Source organism: Ignavibacteriales bacterium (assembly GCA_016700155.1).
Lineage (GTDB): Bacteria > Bacteroidota > Ignavibacteria > Ignavibacteriales > Ignavibacteriaceae.
In genome coordinates this window covers 461,787-477,875 of the sequence record CP065001.1, presented here as the reverse complement: position 1 = coordinate 477,875, position 16,089 = coordinate 461,787, and the positions used below count along the sequence as shown (strand labels likewise).

The 16,089-nt window shown below is 37.6% G+C and carries 15 protein-coding genes; 1 reads left to right on the top strand and 14 read right to left on the bottom strand.

Annotation, left to right across the window (positions count from 1 at the left end; translation table 11 throughout):
- Positions 1 to 12: 12 nt before the first annotated feature.
- From IPM56_01900 to IPM56_01840, 13 genes are all read right to left on the bottom strand, one after another.
- On the bottom strand, positions 13 to 783 hold the full coding sequence (locus IPM56_01900) for a hypothetical protein (protein ID QQS36736.1): 771 nt from the start codon (positions 781 to 783) through the stop codon (positions 13 to 15).
- On the bottom strand, positions 780 to 1,556 hold the full coding sequence (lpxA, locus tag IPM56_01895) for an acyl-ACP--UDP-N-acetylglucosamine O-acyltransferase (GenBank protein ID QQS36735.1): 777 nt from the start codon (positions 1,554 to 1,556) through the stop codon (positions 780 to 782). The genes IPM56_01900 and lpxA overlap by 4 nt, the downstream gene beginning before the upstream one ends.
- 1 nt (position 1,557) lies before the next feature.
- Positions 1,558 to 2,970, bottom strand: coding sequence for a bifunctional UDP-3-O-[3-hydroxymyristoyl] N-acetylglucosamine deacetylase/3-hydroxyacyl-ACP dehydratase (locus tag IPM56_01890; protein ID QQS36734.1), 1,413 nt, complete (start codon positions 2,968 to 2,970; stop codon positions 1,558 to 1,560).
- Positions 2,971 to 3,081: 111 nt separating this feature from the next.
- Positions 3,082 to 4,137 (bottom strand): UDP-3-O-(3-hydroxymyristoyl)glucosamine N-acyltransferase, encoded by a 1,056-nt coding sequence (gene lpxD, locus IPM56_01885; protein ID QQS36733.1) that lies wholly within the window; start codon positions 4,135 to 4,137, stop codon positions 3,082 to 3,084.
- Complete coding sequence (locus IPM56_01880) at positions 4,134 to 4,640, bottom strand: OmpH family outer membrane protein (protein ID QQS38200.1); 507 nt, start codon at positions 4,638 to 4,640, stop codon at positions 4,134 to 4,136. Before IPM56_01880 ends, lpxD begins: the two co-directional genes overlap by 4 nt.
- A gap of 119 nt (positions 4,641 to 4,759) precedes the next feature.
- Positions 4,760 to 5,287: an OmpH family outer membrane protein gene (locus IPM56_01875; GenBank protein ID QQS36732.1), complete on the bottom strand. Its 528-nt coding sequence runs from the start codon at positions 5,285 to 5,287 to the stop codon at positions 4,760 to 4,762.
- Positions 5,288 to 5,323: 36 nt separating this feature from the next.
- On the bottom strand, positions 5,324 to 7,822 hold the full coding sequence (gene bamA, locus IPM56_01870; protein ID QQS36731.1) for an outer membrane protein assembly factor BamA: 2,499 nt from the start codon (positions 7,820 to 7,822) through the stop codon (positions 5,324 to 5,326).
- The gene (locus IPM56_01865; GenBank protein QQS36730.1) at positions 7,791 to 8,612 is read right to left on the bottom strand and encodes an isoprenyl transferase; all 822 of its coding nucleotides are present in this window, start codon (positions 8,610 to 8,612) and stop codon (positions 7,791 to 7,793) included. Before IPM56_01865 ends, bamA begins: the two co-directional genes overlap by 32 nt.
- A 177-nt stretch (positions 8,613 to 8,789) precedes the next feature.
- Positions 8,790 to 9,206: a hypothetical protein gene (locus IPM56_01860; GenBank protein QQS36729.1), complete on the bottom strand. Its 417-nt coding sequence runs from the start codon at positions 9,204 to 9,206 to the stop codon at positions 8,790 to 8,792.
- Between the two features lie 27 nt (positions 9,207 to 9,233).
- Positions 9,234 to 9,473 carry a hypothetical protein gene (locus tag IPM56_01855; GenBank protein QQS36728.1) on the bottom strand — a complete coding sequence of 80 codons (240 nt, stop codon included), beginning with the start codon at positions 9,471 to 9,473 and terminating at the stop codon, positions 9,234 to 9,236.
- Positions 9,474 to 9,483: 10 nt separating this feature from the next.
- On the bottom strand, positions 9,484 to 10,128 hold the full coding sequence (lexA, locus tag IPM56_01850) for a transcriptional repressor LexA (GenBank protein ID QQS36727.1): 645 nt from the start codon (positions 10,126 to 10,128) through the stop codon (positions 9,484 to 9,486).
- A gap of 72 nt (positions 10,129 to 10,200) precedes the next feature.
- Positions 10,201 to 11,292 carry an alkaline phosphatase gene (locus IPM56_01845; GenBank protein QQS36726.1) on the bottom strand — a complete coding sequence of 364 codons (1,092 nt, stop codon included), beginning with the start codon at positions 11,290 to 11,292 and terminating at the stop codon, positions 10,201 to 10,203.
- A gap of 1 nt (position 11,293) precedes the next feature.
- Positions 11,294 to 12,379: a branched-chain amino acid aminotransferase gene (locus IPM56_01840; GenBank protein QQS36725.1), complete on the bottom strand. Its 1,086-nt coding sequence runs from the start codon at positions 12,377 to 12,379 to the stop codon at positions 11,294 to 11,296.
- A gap of 275 nt (positions 12,380 to 12,654) precedes the next feature.
- Here IPM56_01840 and IPM56_01835 point away from each other — a divergent pair, with 275 nt between their 5' ends.
- On the top strand, positions 12,655 to 14,832 hold the full coding sequence (locus IPM56_01835; GenBank protein QQS36724.1) for a cation:proton antiporter: 2,178 nt from the start codon (positions 12,655 to 12,657) through the stop codon (positions 14,830 to 14,832).
- Positions 14,833 to 15,021: 189 nt separating this feature from the next.
- Here the strand turns inward: IPM56_01835 and IPM56_01830 are convergent, their stop codons facing one another.
- Positions 15,022 to 15,795 (bottom strand): ABC transporter permease, encoded by a 774-nt coding sequence (locus IPM56_01830; GenBank protein ID QQS36723.1) that lies wholly within the window; start codon positions 15,793 to 15,795, stop codon positions 15,022 to 15,024.
- Positions 15,796 to 16,089 lie beyond the last annotated feature (294 nt).

The following is a 16,089-nucleotide window of genomic DNA, read 5'->3' as shown; positions in this document are numbered from 1 at the left end:
AAAATCAGTTACTCAGGTAATGTTAAGCCTTTGAAGTTTCTGTATTGCTTCATCAGTCTGAAAATCTTCTATCTGATAATGCCTGACAAATCCCTCCACGAGGCAGTTAACAAGTTCATCATAATCAATTACTTCACCTAAAATTTCTTTCAGATCAGTAGTATGATGATCAAGTTCTTCTTCCATTTTTTTTAAACTTTCATTTTCCAAATGCAGATACCTGACTATCTTTTTATGTTCAGGTCCGCACAGCAGAGAACCATGCTGAAGCAAACTTTTGCCAAGTTTTCTTTGTGCACTGCCCGCAAGTTTTTTCCCTTTAAACTTAAGTTCGCTCTTTGCCGGAACAGCAAAGCATAATGTACTTACATCCTGTTTATAAAATTGTTGAAAGTCAGGCTGTGCAGTTTCCATTTCAACTGATGATAGTCTGCTGTCAAATATTTTAAGCCCTTCAATCAATGCCTGATTTATAGAGTGATAAATTTCACGCGCAGAAGTTTCAGAATTAATAAATGTAGAAACAGAATAAGTTATCTCATCTGCATGCAGAATCGCCCTGCCTCCGGTGGGTCTTTTCACTATATCAATATTATCTTTACCCGCTGCTGAATAATCCACAGATGATTCATCCTGGTTTGCGCCGAGTGAAATACAATAAGGTTCCCATCTGTAAAACCTGACGATGGTTTCATCTTCAATAATTTTTCTTGCGGATTGAAGATCATAATCCATATTATATTTTCCGGTGTTAACACCGGTGAATTGAAACTGCCATCTCATTTACCGATGATTCCTCTTTTTACACCTGATAGAAACTCAAGCATCTGCTTAACATATTTATTCGCGCTTAATTCACTTTGTATTTTTTCACGCGCCTGTGATACGTTCAACGAGTTGTCGTAAAGATATGAGTACGCTTTCTTCAATACAGAAATATCATCATTAGAAAATCCTCTGCGCCTGAGACCAATAACATTTAGTCCTGAAAATTTTAACGGGTGAGTTCCGGCTAATATAAACGGCGGAACATCCTGAGTAATTCTGAAACCTCCACCAGTCATTGAATGTGCGCCAACTCTGCATTTTTGATGCACCGGCGTTAAGCCGCCGATTGTTACATAGTCTTCAAGCACACAAGCTCCGCCAACCTGCACAGCATTTGCAAGTACAACGTTATCACCAACAAGGCAATCGTGCCCGATGTGAGAGTATGCCATCAGCATACAGTTTTTTCCGACACGTGAAAATCCTGTTAACTTAGTACCTCTGTGAAGTGTTACAAATTCATGGATTAAAGTATTGTCGCCAACATAAAAAAGAGTTGGTTCGCCTTTATATCCGAAATCCTGGGGTTGATGTGAAATTGATGCGGACTGTTTTATTGTCACATGGTTTCCGATCCTGGCGCCGTTATATAAAACTGCATAAGGACCTATAAATGTATCATTCCCGATTTCTACATCATCTTCTATAATTGCGTAAGGAGAGATAGTAATATTATCGGCAAGCCTCGCTTTACTGCTTACGATAGCAGTTGGATGGATGTTATTCATTTTACTTTACTGCTTTGGGTTCCCTGTCAGTCACTCCAGCCATAAAATCTGCTTCGGTTACAAGCACATCATCAACAAATACTTTTCCGCTCATCATTACTACTTTACTTTTCTTACTGGTCATCTCTATTTCGATATAAAGCTGATCTCCCGGCACTACCGGTTTACGGAATTTTGCGTTGTTGATCTGCATAAACATAACGAGTTTTTCTTCCGGATTAGGGAAAGCGTTCAAAAGAAGTATACCGCCTGTTTGCGCCATTGCTTCAATTATTAATACACCCGGCATGATTGGCTGATTAGGAAAATGCCCCTGGAAAAATGGTTCATTCATTGTTACTGATTTAATACCTATCACTTTTTTATCAAGTTCAAGGTGAATGATCTTATCAACTAGAAGAAAAGGATACCTGTGAGGAAGTATTCTCTGTATTGCACTGGTATCGAAAACTATTCCTTCTTTTTTAACGAACTGATATTTCTTAACTAACTTTTTCTGTTGATAGAGTTTTCTAATCTGTTTGGCAAATTCAACATTTGCCCTGTGACCTGGACGCGCAGCAAGCACCTGTGCTTTAATTGGTGCCCCGATCAATGCAAGATCACCGAGTAGATCAAGCAGCTTATGTCGAACAGGCTCATTCCTGAACCTTAATTCTTTACTGTTTAATATCCCGTTAGATCCTATGGTTATTTTTTCTTTAACACCCAGTTTGCCTCTGAGTTTTTCAAGTTCATCATCAGTCGAATTTCTATCGACTATCACTACTGCATTATCAAGATCGCCGCCTTTTATTAAACCACTGTCAGCAAGTTGTTCAACTTCACTTAAAAAACAGAATGTACGAGCGGGTGCAAATTCATTTACAAATTCTTTTTCAAGATCGAACATACCTGTATGCTGGCTGCCTAATGCAGGATTCTGATAATCAACCATTACAGTTACGCGGTAACTGTCAAGCGGTAATGCAACAATGTCAATTTGTTTGGCTTCATCGTGATACATTACCGTTTCGTCTATTATAAGATAATCTTTCGGCGCTTCCTGCTGAACAAATCCTGCTTCATTCAAAACTTTAACATAAGGCAGCGCGCTGCCGTCACCTATCGGCGGTTCAATTCCATCCAGTTCAATTACAATATTATCTATTTGTAATCCGACGATTGATGCAAGCACATGTTCAACTGTATGAACTTTTGCATCACCAATACCTAATGTTGTTCCTCTCGATACATCAACAACATTATCAGCGGTAGCAGGGATTTCCGGTGAACCACCAAGATCAACACGGACAAACTTAATTCCATAATTATCGGGAGCCGGTTTAAAGGTCATCGTGCAGGAGGTCCCGGTATGAAGTCCTATACCGGACATTGAAACGGGTTTAGCAATCGTTCTTTGCAGTTCAAGCATTAGGCATCCTTAAAAAATGTATCGAATTCATTTAAAAAATGTGTGTCAAAATAGCAAGATGGGTTTTGAAATACAATAAAGTGAAACTTTGATGACAGCAACTAAAATGCTTCAACCTTTTTTCAGTTGATTTATTTCATCCTTAAGAGATTTGATTTCTTTCTGCAGTTCAGTAATTGTTTGTGAGTAGTTAGGAAGATTCCTGATATGAGCTTCAAGTTTCATAGCCAGTTTTATTTCTTTTGCGGGCGCACCAAAGTAAGCGCCAGGTTTTGATATACCTTTGGAAACTCCTGATTGTGCTGCTAACAGTACGTGATCCGCAATCTCAACATGACCTACTATACCAACCTGTCCGCCGATCTGACAATCATTCCCTACTTTTGTACTTCCGGAAATTCCTGACTGAGATGATATAACTGTATTTTCACCAATCTCAACATTGTGCGCAACCTGAACAAGGTTATCAATCTTAACTCCTTTACGAATTATGGTTGAACCCAATGCTGCTCTGTCAACTGAAACATTCGACCCGAGTTCAACATCATCTTCAATTACAACATTTCCAATCTGTGGAATTTTATGGTACACACCTTTTTCGTCCGGATAGAATCCGAATCCATCTGAACCAATGACGGTGCCGGCATGAATGATTACTCTCTTACCGAGAATACAATTTTCACGAATACTGATATTCTGGAACAACAGGCTATCATCACCAATTTTAACATTTGGCAGTATGACTGTGTTATGGAAGATATTAACGTTATCACCAATCTCGCATCCTTCAGATATGATAACGTTTTTGCCAAGACCGGTACTTTTTCCAAGCCTGGCAGTTGGGTGAACAAATGCAGTCGGATCAATCCCATCAATCCGGAATTCAGGAGTAAAATACCTAATGATGATCTTATAGAATGCTTTGTTTGGATCTTCAACCTCGATCAAACTTATGTCATCACGTTTTAGTTTGAATCCAGGTTTAACAAGAATTGCTGAAGCTTTTGTCGTTTGAAAATATTTTTCGTAAGCGGGAAGGTAAAGAAAAGTAAGATCGCCGGAATTTGCTTCATCTATCCGGGCAACATTTGTGATATTTAAATTTTTGTTGCCGCTGATTTTTCCACCGACAAAGGCTGCGGCATCTTCAAGCTTAAGATTAATCATTTAAGCTTTTCAAGTACTTTTGCTGAAATATCATAATCTGTTTTTGCATACAGGATCATTATATCACCGCTTCTGTCAAAAACAAAATCAAGTCCTTCTTCTTCTGCAACTTCTTTTATTGCGGTGAAAACTTTATTCTGAACAGGTTTCATCAATTCATCCTGCTTCTGAAATAATTCACCGTTTGTACCGAATTTTTTTTCACGATAGTCGGCGATCTGCTGCTCAAGCTTAATTAATTCTGATTCAAGGTCGGCACGGGTTTGATCAGTAAGGATGAGTTTTCTTTTTTCATAATCATCATACTTGGTTTTCCAATCTGATTCCAGTTTACCAAGTTCTGCCTGCCATTCCTGTATCAATTGATCGAGCTTTTGTCTTGCATCCTGCGCGTCGGGAAGGTTATCCATGATCGTATCTGAATCCACATAACCAATCTTAAGCTGGGCATTAATTTCGACAGATAAAACTAAAAGCAGTATCCCTGAAATTAAGCCGATCATTTTCCATTTATTGAGTGATCCTGTTTCTCTCAACATAATAAACTCCGCATTCTAAATTAATTCAATGACACAAAAGAGACCGGTATTATCAAATAAAATAATACCGATCTATTAAAAAATTAATTCCCTCTTTTCAGTTTATCAAGGACTTTATAAGTCACATCAAAAGCAGCGTCTGCGTATAATAAAATTATATCACCGCTTTTATCAAATACGAATTGCATGCCTTCATCTTTTGCAACCTGCTGAATAGCAGCGTAAATTTTATTTTTTACCGGAGTAAAAATCTGTTCCTGTTTCTGATAAATTTCACCGGTACCCTGTCCAAATTTTTGTCTCCTGAATTCAAGTATATCCTGTTCCATTTTTATCAGTGACTGCTGTGCGGCGACTTTCTTTTCTTCAGTCATTGTATTTGCCTGCTTCTGATAGTCAGCTAAAGACTGCTGATACAGCAGAGTCATACTATCAACCTGTGCGGACCACATGTTAGTTAATGCATCAAGATCACCTTGTGCTTTAATTGCTTCGGGAAGCTGTGTGAGTATTACCTGTGAATCAACATAACCTATTTTTTGCGGTGTCTGTGCAAAACCTGCTAAAGTTGTAATCAAGATTGTAATAATTATGAATAAGAACTTTTTCACAATAATTTTCCTTTACTGATTGTTTATGTTAAATAATTAAAATCCTCTTCCGAACTGAAAATGGAATAACCAGGCCGGATCTTTTCCATTTGTAAGTTTTCTATCAAATCCATAACCAAGGTCAAAGCCTATCAGACCTATTGGATTAATTAATATTCTTGCTCCAAATCCTACCGATCTTCTTAATTCAAAAAGATCAGCTTCATCAAGAGTTCTGAACACGTTTCCTGCTTCAGCAAAAGCAAGCAGGTATAATGGAATCGGATCCAATGCAACTGCAAATCTGAGTTCGGCGGTGTATTTTGTCATCAACCTTCCGCCGATTACATCATCATTAATGTTTTTTGGTCCAACCTCTCTATCATCATAACCACGCAATGGTGTTGTTGCAATCACTAAGCCGTTACCACCCATATAGTAGAACTCGAATGGCTGTATTTGTGTGCCTGAAACAATTTCATTCAGGTACCCTATGTCAGCACCTGCATATAAAACCAGTTTGTTTGAGTTGAATAATCTCTTATACCACTCTGTTTTAAATCCGAGTTTATAGTAGTCAACATCCCCGGGTAAAAATGGTCCGCCGGAAATTTCTGCATCAAGTGAAAAAGATGAACCGATTGACGGGAAAATAGGGTTGTCAATATTTTTTCTGCTGATGGTCGCGCCTAAAGTAAATTGCTGAGTTTGTCCCTCCGCATAAAAATTCTGTCCTTCAATAACATTGTTATACTGGTACCTGAAAAAACCCTGCACATAAAAGAAATCATCCGGCCATTTTAACCTTCGACCGACACGAACAGTTCCACCGGATTGACGCAAATCGTAAATATATCTTTGCCTTGTATCGAAAACTTCAGCACCGACCAATGTCGGAGTATCAAATAACCATGGCTCAGTAAACCCAAGAGTAAATGTTCTGTAATAGTTTCCAACTCCAAATTGCCAGTTGAAACTTAATATTTGTCCACCGCCGAGAGAAAAAGGTTCTGCAATTGAAAAGTTAGTTAGCGTAACTCCAACTGCGCCGCTGAAACCAAAACTTCCGCTGTAACCAACAGAAGCATTCAGATAGTCACTTGATTTTTCTTCAACACGGAATGTAATATCAACAGTACTGTCGCTTGAAAGTTTTGTATCAATACCCTGTGGTCCATAAAGTTTTTCGACGTTAAAGAACTGCAGGTTGGCAAGCTGTTGAACACTACGGAATAACAGTCCGCGATTAAAGTAGTCACCAGGTACTGTGTATAATTCTCTGCGGATAACTTTTCCTTTTGTTTTATCGTTACCGGCGACATCAACTCTTCCTATCTTAAACTGATTTTTTTCCTCAAGCCGTATTGAAATATCGATTGAATCCGGTCCGACTTTCTTTTCAGTCGGCTGTAAATTGAATGTGAGATATCCGTTGTCAAGATAAAGAGCGTAAATATCATTTTGTTTTTCATTGCCGCGGAGATTCTGTTCAAATTTTTCGTAATTGAAAACATCACCTTTAGCAAAATCAAGTCTCTCAGTTAAAACTTCATCAGAATAAATTGTGTTGCCTTCCCACTCTATGTTCCTCACTTTGTACTGCGGACCTTCATGAACATCCATTACAATTTTAAGGTCTTCATTATTATTATAATAGATTAAAGAATCAGAAAGTATCTCAGCATCCCGGTAACCGTTCTTTTTGTAATACTTAATTATCAGTTCTTTATCTTCTTCAAATTTCTTTTTATCAAACTTTGCGCTGGACCAGAACTTCCACCATTTGGCTTCTTCTGTTTCGCTCATCTCACCGCTGAGATCACCATCATCAAAAGCTTCGTTGCCTTCAAAAACTATTTCACGCACGACAACTTTTTCATTTTCTTCAATATCAAGTTTCAAGAGGATTCTGTCTTTTATCCTGTCGATCAGGTTTGAATAAGTCTGATCTCCGGGTTCATACTCAACAGTGTATTCTTCAGCAAGATCTTTTTCATTACGCCATGTTACGTGTATATCTTCATCAACTGTGTCCGCTGTAAAATAGACGAAGTATTTTGAAGTGATTTTTGTATTCAGGTATCCGTCTTCTTCATAAAGTAACTGAACATTCTGGACAAGCTTTGATACTTCCTGCGGTTTAAGTATCTGTCCCCTGATGAATGTGCTCTTTGCTTCGATATCCTCCGTATCAATTTCATCATTACCTTCAACAACAACTTTTTCAATGCGCGGATATTCCTTTACTTTTATTAAAAGGAATACACCATCTGCTATTTGTCTGTCAATTATGATCTGCACATCCGAAAAAATATTAAGTGCCCATAACTGTCGGATTGCATTGAGCGTCTGATCGCCGGGGATCTGAACTTCGTCGCCAACTTTCAGTCCGCTGTTTGCAATAATGATATTAGCATCAGCAGATTTATTTCCTTCAACTGAAACACCTAAAACTTTATAACTTGCTTTTGAAACCTGTGCGATCACAGGCAAAGCAGACACTATCATTAAAACGATTAAATATTTAAGCGATTTCTTTTGGAGCATTAAGAGCATTCTTTACGCCTTTTTCATTCTTTATTAATTGTTCACTAACTCTTCCGAATCTTCTTTCCCTGTTCTGAAAATTCTTTATGGCTTCATATAAATGTTTCCTCTCGAACTCAGGCCAGTATGCATCAGAAATATAAAATTCAGAGTAAGCAATTTGCCAGAGCAAAAAATTGCTGACTCTAAACTCGCCGCTTGTTCTAATAACAAGATCGGGATCCGGCATTGATGCTGTGGTCAGATATGATGAAATACAATTTTCATTTATTTCACCGGGACTCTTCTTCCCTGACTCAATATCTTCAGCCAATTGTTTTACTGCTTTAACAAGTTCCCACCTGCCGCTGTAACTTAAAGCAAGGTTAAGCACCATTCGCTTGTTATTACTGGTACGTTCGATATCTTCGTTCAATTGTTTTTGTACATCGAGTGGAAGTGATTCTATATCACCTATTGTGGTAAGTTTTATATCATTTTTATTTAGTTCATTAGCTCTTTTTTTCAAACTTCTTAACAATAACCGCATCAGTACAGAGACTTCATCAAGTGGTCTTTTCCAGTTCTCAGTTGAGAAAGTATAGAGAGTCAGATATTTTACTCCTACCTGTGCGCAAGCTTCAACAATATCTCTAACTGTATCAACACCTCGCTTGTGTCCGGCAGTTCTGGGTAATCCTCTTTTCCGGGCCCATCTTCCGTTGCCATCCATGATAATTGCAATATGAGTTGGAATTTCCCCTGAGTTTTTTAGGGCTTCCTGCAACTTCTCATCGGATTGAGTATTTTTTTTACCCAAAGTTTGTCCTAATATATGAAATAGCGTGCAAAATTAACCCTAAGTGTTTTGAATGTCAAGGAAACCAGACCTCTATATTTACTGACTAAACTTAGAGTTTTAGGTGAGAATAGAAAAGGTAAAAATGAAGGAGACTGAAGTTATTCCATATCCCGCTATGGAATAACTTCTGCAAAATCACGAGAATAAAACTTTACTTCGGGAAGTATCCTGATTATTCATTGAATCCCGATCGATAATTTCAATCAATTTAATGTTTTTTCGTATTTCCGGATTTAATAATTCAAGAACAGCTTTAGCATTCCTAATAAACTCTGCAGGTACGCCTACAAAAAGTGTAACTTTTTTATTTGAAAACCTGGTGTGCCTGGTAGCCAAAAAATTAATTTTATCTATTAGACCAGTTCCGGCAAAATCTTCCGGCGAAAGTGTTATTCCAATCGCATAATTCTTTTTTTGTTTTGCAACTATGTCAATATCAAAATTGCCTATTTTGGTAGGCTCAGGAAGATATGTCCCAAACTTACGGCTTAAGGTTAGATAACCCTGTTTCCAGAATTGTTCAACGAGCAAATCAATACTTTTTCTTTTCATCGTGTCTATCATAATTCACCTCGTATTTTAACTTATAATCGGAATAATAGGAGAAAACTTAACTCTGCTTAATACTTTAATGTTAACAATACTTTCGTAATTAAATCTTTTAACTTCATTGGAGCCACTGATCCTTCCGTAAATAAATTTTTTACCGGATTTTTCTCTTGATATATAGTATGGTTCCATTAACACTTCGTTTAGTCCATATAAAAATCTTATCTGATTTCTGTTGTGAATTGCGTGTGAAAAAATTTCTGTCTTCATAAAATCTCCTTTAATTTAACCAGCGAAGAACACCAACAACTTTACCGAGCAAAGTGAAATTGTTCTCTTCTGTAACTATTATGTTTGAATAATTTTCGTTTTCAGGAATAAGGATTATACGGTTGTCTTTAGTTTTTTCATATCGTTTGACTGTTGCATCATCATCAACAAGAGCAACAACTATTTCACCATTGTTAGCATTGTTCTGCGGGGAAATTATAATTATATCACCTTCATGAATCCCGGCGTTAATCATACTATCACCTTTTACTCGAAGCGCGAAACAATTTTCAGCGCGCTTTAGAAATGAAGTATCGATGTTTACACTTCCCTCAATGTTTTCGATTGCAAGTACGGGATAACCTGCGGCAACACGACCAACAATAGGAATGCGGTGAAAGTTTTCATTCTCCGAATAGTTGGTCTCTGTTTTGTTCGAATTCCTTACAAGTGCTATTCCCCGGCTGGCGTTACTCTCGACTGTAAGTGCACCTTTTTTTGCAAGAGCATCAAGGTGGCGCTTAACACCGAAGGTTGAAGCGATCTGAAAGTGTTTACCGATTTCACGTAAGGTTGGCGGGTAACCGTTCAAATCCCTGAACTGTTCTATAAAATCAAGGATCTGTTGTTGTTTTTCTGTTAAGTCTGTTTTCATTTTAGTGCTCATTTGTTCACTTCAAATATAGTGAACACTTGAGCACTTGTCAAGAGATTGGATAATTTTTTTTTAAAACTGATGCGAAGGGTTAACCAGCCTGATTATCTTCCTACCAATTTCATTATTCTCATAAACCCCGCTAAAGAGTGTGGCTGAAGGACCGAATGCAAAAACAGGAACAAATCCGCCTGTGTGGTCCTTAGATATAAAATCAAGTTGTACCTTATGTTCTTCTTTAGAACCGCCCGTTATTGTAAGTCCACCGGTTTCATGATCTGCTGTTACTATTACTAATGTGTTGCCGTCTTCTTCAGCAAAATCAAGTGCGGCGTGTATTGCAGCGTTAAAATCTTTTAGCTCATCAATCACACCTTCCGGCTTGTTATCGTGACCTTCCCAATCTATCTGCGAACCTTCGATCATCAGAAAGAATCCGCTGTCATCATTCTTTAAAGAATTGATTGCAATCTTAGTAAGATCACCGAGAGAATAATTTCGCTCACTTGCTTTTGACAAGCTTTCATCACCTAACAAAGCATAATATTTATTTCCGGGATTGGTATTCTTGAATAATTCAATATCATTAAAATATTTATACCCGTTTTCTTTGATCTTATTTATAAGATTAAGATGATCATCGCGTTTTCCACCGTCAATTCTTGGAAGAAAAAATCTTTCGCCTCCGCCGATTACAACATCAATATCAAATTCAGTTAACTGTTTTGCAATTTCATTTTCTAAGTACCTGTCATCAACGTGAGCATAAAATGCTGCCGGAGTGGCATTTGTAACACTGCTGGTAACAACGATTCCGGTTTTGTAGTTTTTATCTTTGGCGGCGTGTAAAATAGTCTCAATCTGTTTTTTATGATCGTCAAGACTAATGAATTTATTTTTTGTTTTATATCCGGTTGCAATTGCTGTTGCCCCCGCTGCGGAATCAGTGATCAGTTTATCAGCAGCACAGGTATTTGATAAACCAACAACCTCAAATCTTTTGTAAGGATCATTAAGAAGTGTGTTATATGAAGCGGCAACATAATTAAGCCCCATTCCATCACCTATAAGTAAGATAATGTTTATGGGGCGTTTATTTTCAGTTCCGAATGCTAATGTGATTAGCAGTAAAATAAAAATCAGTACAGAACGAATCCTGAACATTCTAAGCTTCGACTACCTTTTTTTCAACGTGTACTAACCAGTTAAACCTGTCTTCTTTCTTTCCATAATGAAGTGAAGTTAACTCATCAAAAAGTTTTTTTGCTAACTCACCTGCTTCACCATTGTTCATAACCATTTCTGTGTTCTTATATGTCAGCCGTCCAACCGATGTGATTATTGCGGCTGTACCTGTTCCGAATACTTCAAGTAAGTTTCCGTTCTTATAACTTTCAACAACTTCATCAATTGAAACAAGTCGTTCGGTTACATTCATTTTCCAATCCTGCAGGATTTGAATAACTGATCTTCTGGTAACTCCCGGCAGAATACTTCCGGTTAGTTTAGGTGTTACAACTTCATTCTTAAATCTTATGAAGATATTCATTGTACCAACTTCTTCAACATATTTTTGCTCAACACCGTCAAGCCACAATACCTGAGTGAATCCTTTTTTACGTGCTTCATCTGCGGCCAACATACTTGCGGCATAGTTAGCGGGAGTTTTGCAATCACCTAATCCTTTGCGTACTGCTCTTACATAATCATCCTGTGCTAATATCTTAACAGGTTTAAATCCTTCAGGGTAATAAGCACCAACAGGTGATAACATTATTATCAGTTTGTACGCTGTTGATGGTTTAACACCAAGCACCGGATCAGTTCCGAATACAAACGGACGTATGTATAGTGCTTCACCGAACTTTGCTGGTATCCAATCTCTTTCAATTGATACAAGTTCAGTCATTGCTTCAAGAATAAATGCCTGGTCAACCGGAGGGATACAAACTCTTTTTGAAGAATTATTTAATCGTTCAATGTGTTTATCGGGTCTGAATATTACTACATCACCGTTATCCTGTCTGAATGCTTTTAATCCTTCAAAAACAGCCTGACCATAATGTATAAACATCGTTGCGGGATTCATGGAAAGATTATGAAGTGGTTTTATTACTGCGTTATGCCAGCCTTTATCAGGGGTATAATCCATCTCAAATATGTTGTCAGTAAAAAAAACTCCAAAGCCCAAGTTTTCTGCCAGTTCTACTTTTCCCCTTCTTTCCTGGTTCAAATATTTGATTTTTTCCATCCTTTTTACCCACTTTTTTATTAAAAGTTACGACCCATTTTACGGAAATTATTCGAGAGTTAAAAGGAAAAGAAATTATCGTTAAGTGCCTAAAGAAAATATACCAAACCCTGTCAATTTATTTTTTGAAATACTAAATTCTTTTCAGGATTGTGTTTGATTCTATTGTACCTTAATTGAACTCACTTTAATTTGTTCTGAGCGAATTCAATGCCCGGTTAATAAAAAATATAGATCTTAATCCAGCTTAAAATTTTATAACATCTTTGACATCAATGAACCGGAATACACTATTTTATCTGCTTGTTGTAATCGTCTTCGGAATAATCATCTGGGGATTGTTTGAGCTGGGTTATTACTCGCACACCATCAGTGAATCAGGTTCAACCGCTGTTGATAATATCTCAACTGAAGTAACCGACAATCAAACTTCACAAAACTTTATTGAAAACTACCTGCAAGTTTTCCTTAAAAATCTTCATCACCCGCTGGCAATTTTAATTCTACAGGTTATTGTTATCATTTTTGCAGCAAGGTTATTCGGCAGTATTTTCAGCAAACTGAATATCCCGACTGTCATTGGTGAAATATTAGCAGGAATAGTTTTGGGTTCATCTGTACTTGGTCTTTACCTGCCCGAAGTTTCAAAATTTATTTTTCCGATAAGTTCACTACCTAATCTTCATATACTCAGTCAGCTTGGACTGATATTTTTTATGTTCATAATAGGGATGGAGCTTGATATGGATGTAATTAAAAAACGTGCACACAAAGCACTTATAATCAGCCATACAAGTATCCTCACATCATTTTCGTTAGGTTTGATTATGGCTTACCTGCTCTATGATGAATTCTCCCTAAAGTCAGTTCCATTTATTCATTTCGGATTGTTTATGGGAGTATCAATGAGCATTGCCGCATTTCCTGTTCTTGCAAGAATAGCACAGGAGCGTGATATGTTAAAATCTTCATTCGGATCGATGATACTCACCACCGCCGCTATTGATGATCTGACAGCATGGTGTTTGCTGGCTGCTGCCGTAGCTATTGTTCAAGCCGGCACTGTGGGTGGTGCGATTTTCACAATTATACTTTCAATTGGTTTTATCAGCTTTATGCTATTTGTCGTGCGTCCGTTTTTTGCCCGGCTCGGTTCAATATATATTTCTGAAGAAGTATTAAATAAAACAGTTGTTGCATTTATTATGCTGATAATTTTCATCTCATCATTTATTACTGAAGTGCTTGGTATACATGCTCTGTTCGGCGCATTTATGGCGGGGAGTATTATGCCGTCAAATACAAACTTTAAAAGACTGATCACTGAAAAAATTGAAGATATAAGTCTTGTTGTTTTACTTCCGCTGTTTTTTGTGTTTACAGGATTAAGAACACAAATTGGGTTACTTGATAATCCACACGTCTGGATGTTAACAGCAGTGTTAATCATCATTGCCATTGTCGGAAAAATCGGCGGATCAACCGCAGCAGGACGATTCGTGGGGCTTACATGGAAAGAATCACTTACACTCGGGACATTATTAAATACGAGAGGATTGATCCAACTGATCGTTTTAAATATTGGTTATGATCTCGGAGTTTTTTCATCTGAAATTTTTGTGATGCTGGTGATCGTAGCTTTGTTTACAACATTTATGACAGGTCCTACACTTGATCTGATTGAATTTATTTTCAAAAAACGTGTGGCACCGGAAGCGAAACCGGCAACTGCTGTGTTCCGGCTTCTGCTCTCATTTGGATTGCCTAAGATGGGAAGCACACTTTTAAAAGTTGCTCGGCAAATAAAAGATGATTCCTTTACAGATGCTGAAATTACTGCTATGCATCTTACTCCTGATTCGGGTATACAGCCGAATGAAGCGGCAATTTTCCAGAGTCAGAGTTTTGCACCGATAAAAAAATCCGCCGAGGAAATGGGTCTTAAAATTCAAACCCGCTACAAAGCTACCGACGAAGTGCAGCGCGAAATTATACGAACAGCAAATAAAGAAAATTTCGATTTCCTTTTACTCGGCAGTGCAAAATCTCCTTTCACAGAAGATAAACTCGGCGGAAAGATCAGGATGTTGCTTGAGAATACTGAATGTGATGTTGGTGTTTTTATAGATAACAATTTTTCCAAAGCAGAAAATGTTTTGATAATCCTGAATGGAAAGCGCGACCTGTTCATAAAAAAATATCTTAATAGTTTTGTTGATAGTTCAAAGATCACTGTTTTGTCTAACAGTTATGCTGATTTCAAATCAGAAATATTTTTTGAAAAAGATAAGCACGTAAACATTCACAATGTAAACGAAATGAGATCTTTTAATCTTAAGAACTACGATCTGCTTATTTCAAGTCTGTACTGCTGGCAGGCACTTGATGATGAACTACTTGAAAATATTGAAAAGGAAATTTCTGTTTTGATAATCAAGGGTAAGGATGAATAAAAGGAAAACAATGGTAGTCGCATGTTTTGGGAATGTAGCCTACTCAATCAATTGTCACTCTGAACTTGTTTCAGAGTCTCTATTCAGAAATTTTTTCACACTCAGATGCTGAAACAAGCCCGCCTGCCGGTTGGGCAGGTTCAGCATGACATGATTCGATTTACCTGGATATGCAACTCAATAGTCAAATCAAAACAACAAAGTCCACAACAGATAATCAAGAATTAAAATCAGTGCAGCAGACATAACAAACGAACGAATTGTAGAAAGTCCAACGCCTTCCGCGCCGCCCTGTGTTTTAAAACCTATATGACAGCCTAACAAAGATGTAACACCTCCAAAGAAAATTGTTTTTACAAGTCCGGCTATCAGATCAGAGAAAACGAAAAACTTTTTTACTGATTGAAAGAATACATCAAACGAAACACCGAGTGACATATTCGATACAACATACGCACCCATAACCGCAATAGTATTTGCAAAGATTACCAGCACAGGCATCATTAAAATCGATGCTAAAAATCTTGGCATTGCCAGGTAACGCACCGGACTTATTGCCATTGTTTCAAGCGCGTCAATCTGTTCTGTTACTTTCATTGTTCCGAGCTCCGCAGCTATTGATGCGCCGACCCTTCCTGCAATTACAATTCCTGTCAGCACTGGACCAAGTTCAGTTATTATTGCGCGGCTTGTTGCACCTCCGAGAAAAGAAAGCGGCGCAATTCCTTCAAGCTGGTAAGCAGCCTGCCATGCGGCAACAGCACCGGTAAACACTGCAATGATAAGTACGAGGGGAAGTGAGTTTACACCAATGTGTTCCATCTGGTAAAAAATAATTGAACGGCTGCGGGGAATCATCCTGAAACTTTTTATGATTCCGAAAAACAGATTTGATATCTGCCCGAATTCCTCAAGGAATCTTAATGTCTTCTCGCCTGTTTTCTGTAATACTGAAGTAATCATCTTAATAAAAAATGTTGGACAAACTTACAAAAAAATGTACTAAGAGATGACATATTTAATTCGAGTAAAAAGAAGACATCTTCGAAACGAGAATTAATCGCAAAAGATCTCATCTCTTAATAAGTAATAATCCGCACCATAATGTTGCGCCTGACAAATAAATTCAGTACAGATCATCATTGTCTGGCTTGTCTAAATTTTTTATTTTTGCCCGCGTATTAAGAAATCATATCACAAATAATCTTCTGCTAATAACATAACTAAGGGAGTTTAACTATTACGCAGTTCATAACT

What these genes read in the sequence shown, in the direction of transcription:
- lpxA (QQS36735.1), bottom strand. Translation starts at nt 1,556, where the DNA reads ATGAATAACATCCATCCAACTGCTATCGTAAGCAGTAAAGCGAGGCTT.
- IPM56_01830 (QQS36723.1), bottom strand. Translation starts at nt 15,795, where the DNA reads ATGATTACTTCAGTATTACAGAAAACAGGCGAGAAGACATTAAGATTC.
- IPM56_01880 (QQS38200.1), bottom strand. Translation starts at nt 4,640, where the DNA reads ATGATCGGCTTAATTTCAGGGATACTGCTTTTAGTTTTATCTGTCGAA.
- IPM56_01900 (QQS36736.1), bottom strand. Translation starts at nt 783, where the DNA reads ATGAGATGGCAGTTTCAATTCACCGGTGTTAACACCGGAAAATATAAT.
- IPM56_01855 (QQS36728.1), bottom strand. Translation starts at nt 9,473, where the DNA reads ATGAAGACAGAAATTTTTTCACACGCAATTCACAACAGAAATCAGATA.
- IPM56_01890 (QQS36734.1), bottom strand. Translation starts at nt 2,970, where the DNA reads ATGCTTGAACTGCAAAGAACGATTGCTAAACCCGTTTCAATGTCCGGT.
- IPM56_01840 (QQS36725.1), bottom strand. Translation starts at nt 12,379, where the DNA reads ATGGAAAAAATCAAATATTTGAACCAGGAAAGAAGGGGAAAAGTAGAA.
- IPM56_01835 (QQS36724.1), top strand. Translation starts at nt 12,655, where the DNA reads ATGAACCGGAATACACTATTTTATCTGCTTGTTGTAATCGTCTTCGGA.
- lpxD (QQS36733.1), bottom strand. Translation starts at nt 4,137, where the DNA reads ATGATTAATCTTAAGCTTGAAGATGCCGCAGCCTTTGTCGGTGGAAAA.
- lexA (QQS36727.1), bottom strand. Translation starts at nt 10,128, where the DNA reads ATGAAAACAGACTTAACAGAAAAACAACAACAGATCCTTGATTTTATA.
- IPM56_01845 (QQS36726.1), bottom strand. Translation starts at nt 11,292, where the DNA reads ATGTTCAGGATTCGTTCTGTACTGATTTTTATTTTACTGCTAATCACA.
- IPM56_01860 (QQS36729.1), bottom strand. Translation starts at nt 9,206, where the DNA reads ATGAAAAGAAAAAGTATTGATTTGCTCGTTGAACAATTCTGGAAACAG.
- bamA (QQS36731.1), bottom strand. Translation starts at nt 7,822, where the DNA reads ATGCTCTTAATGCTCCAAAAGAAATCGCTTAAATATTTAATCGTTTTA.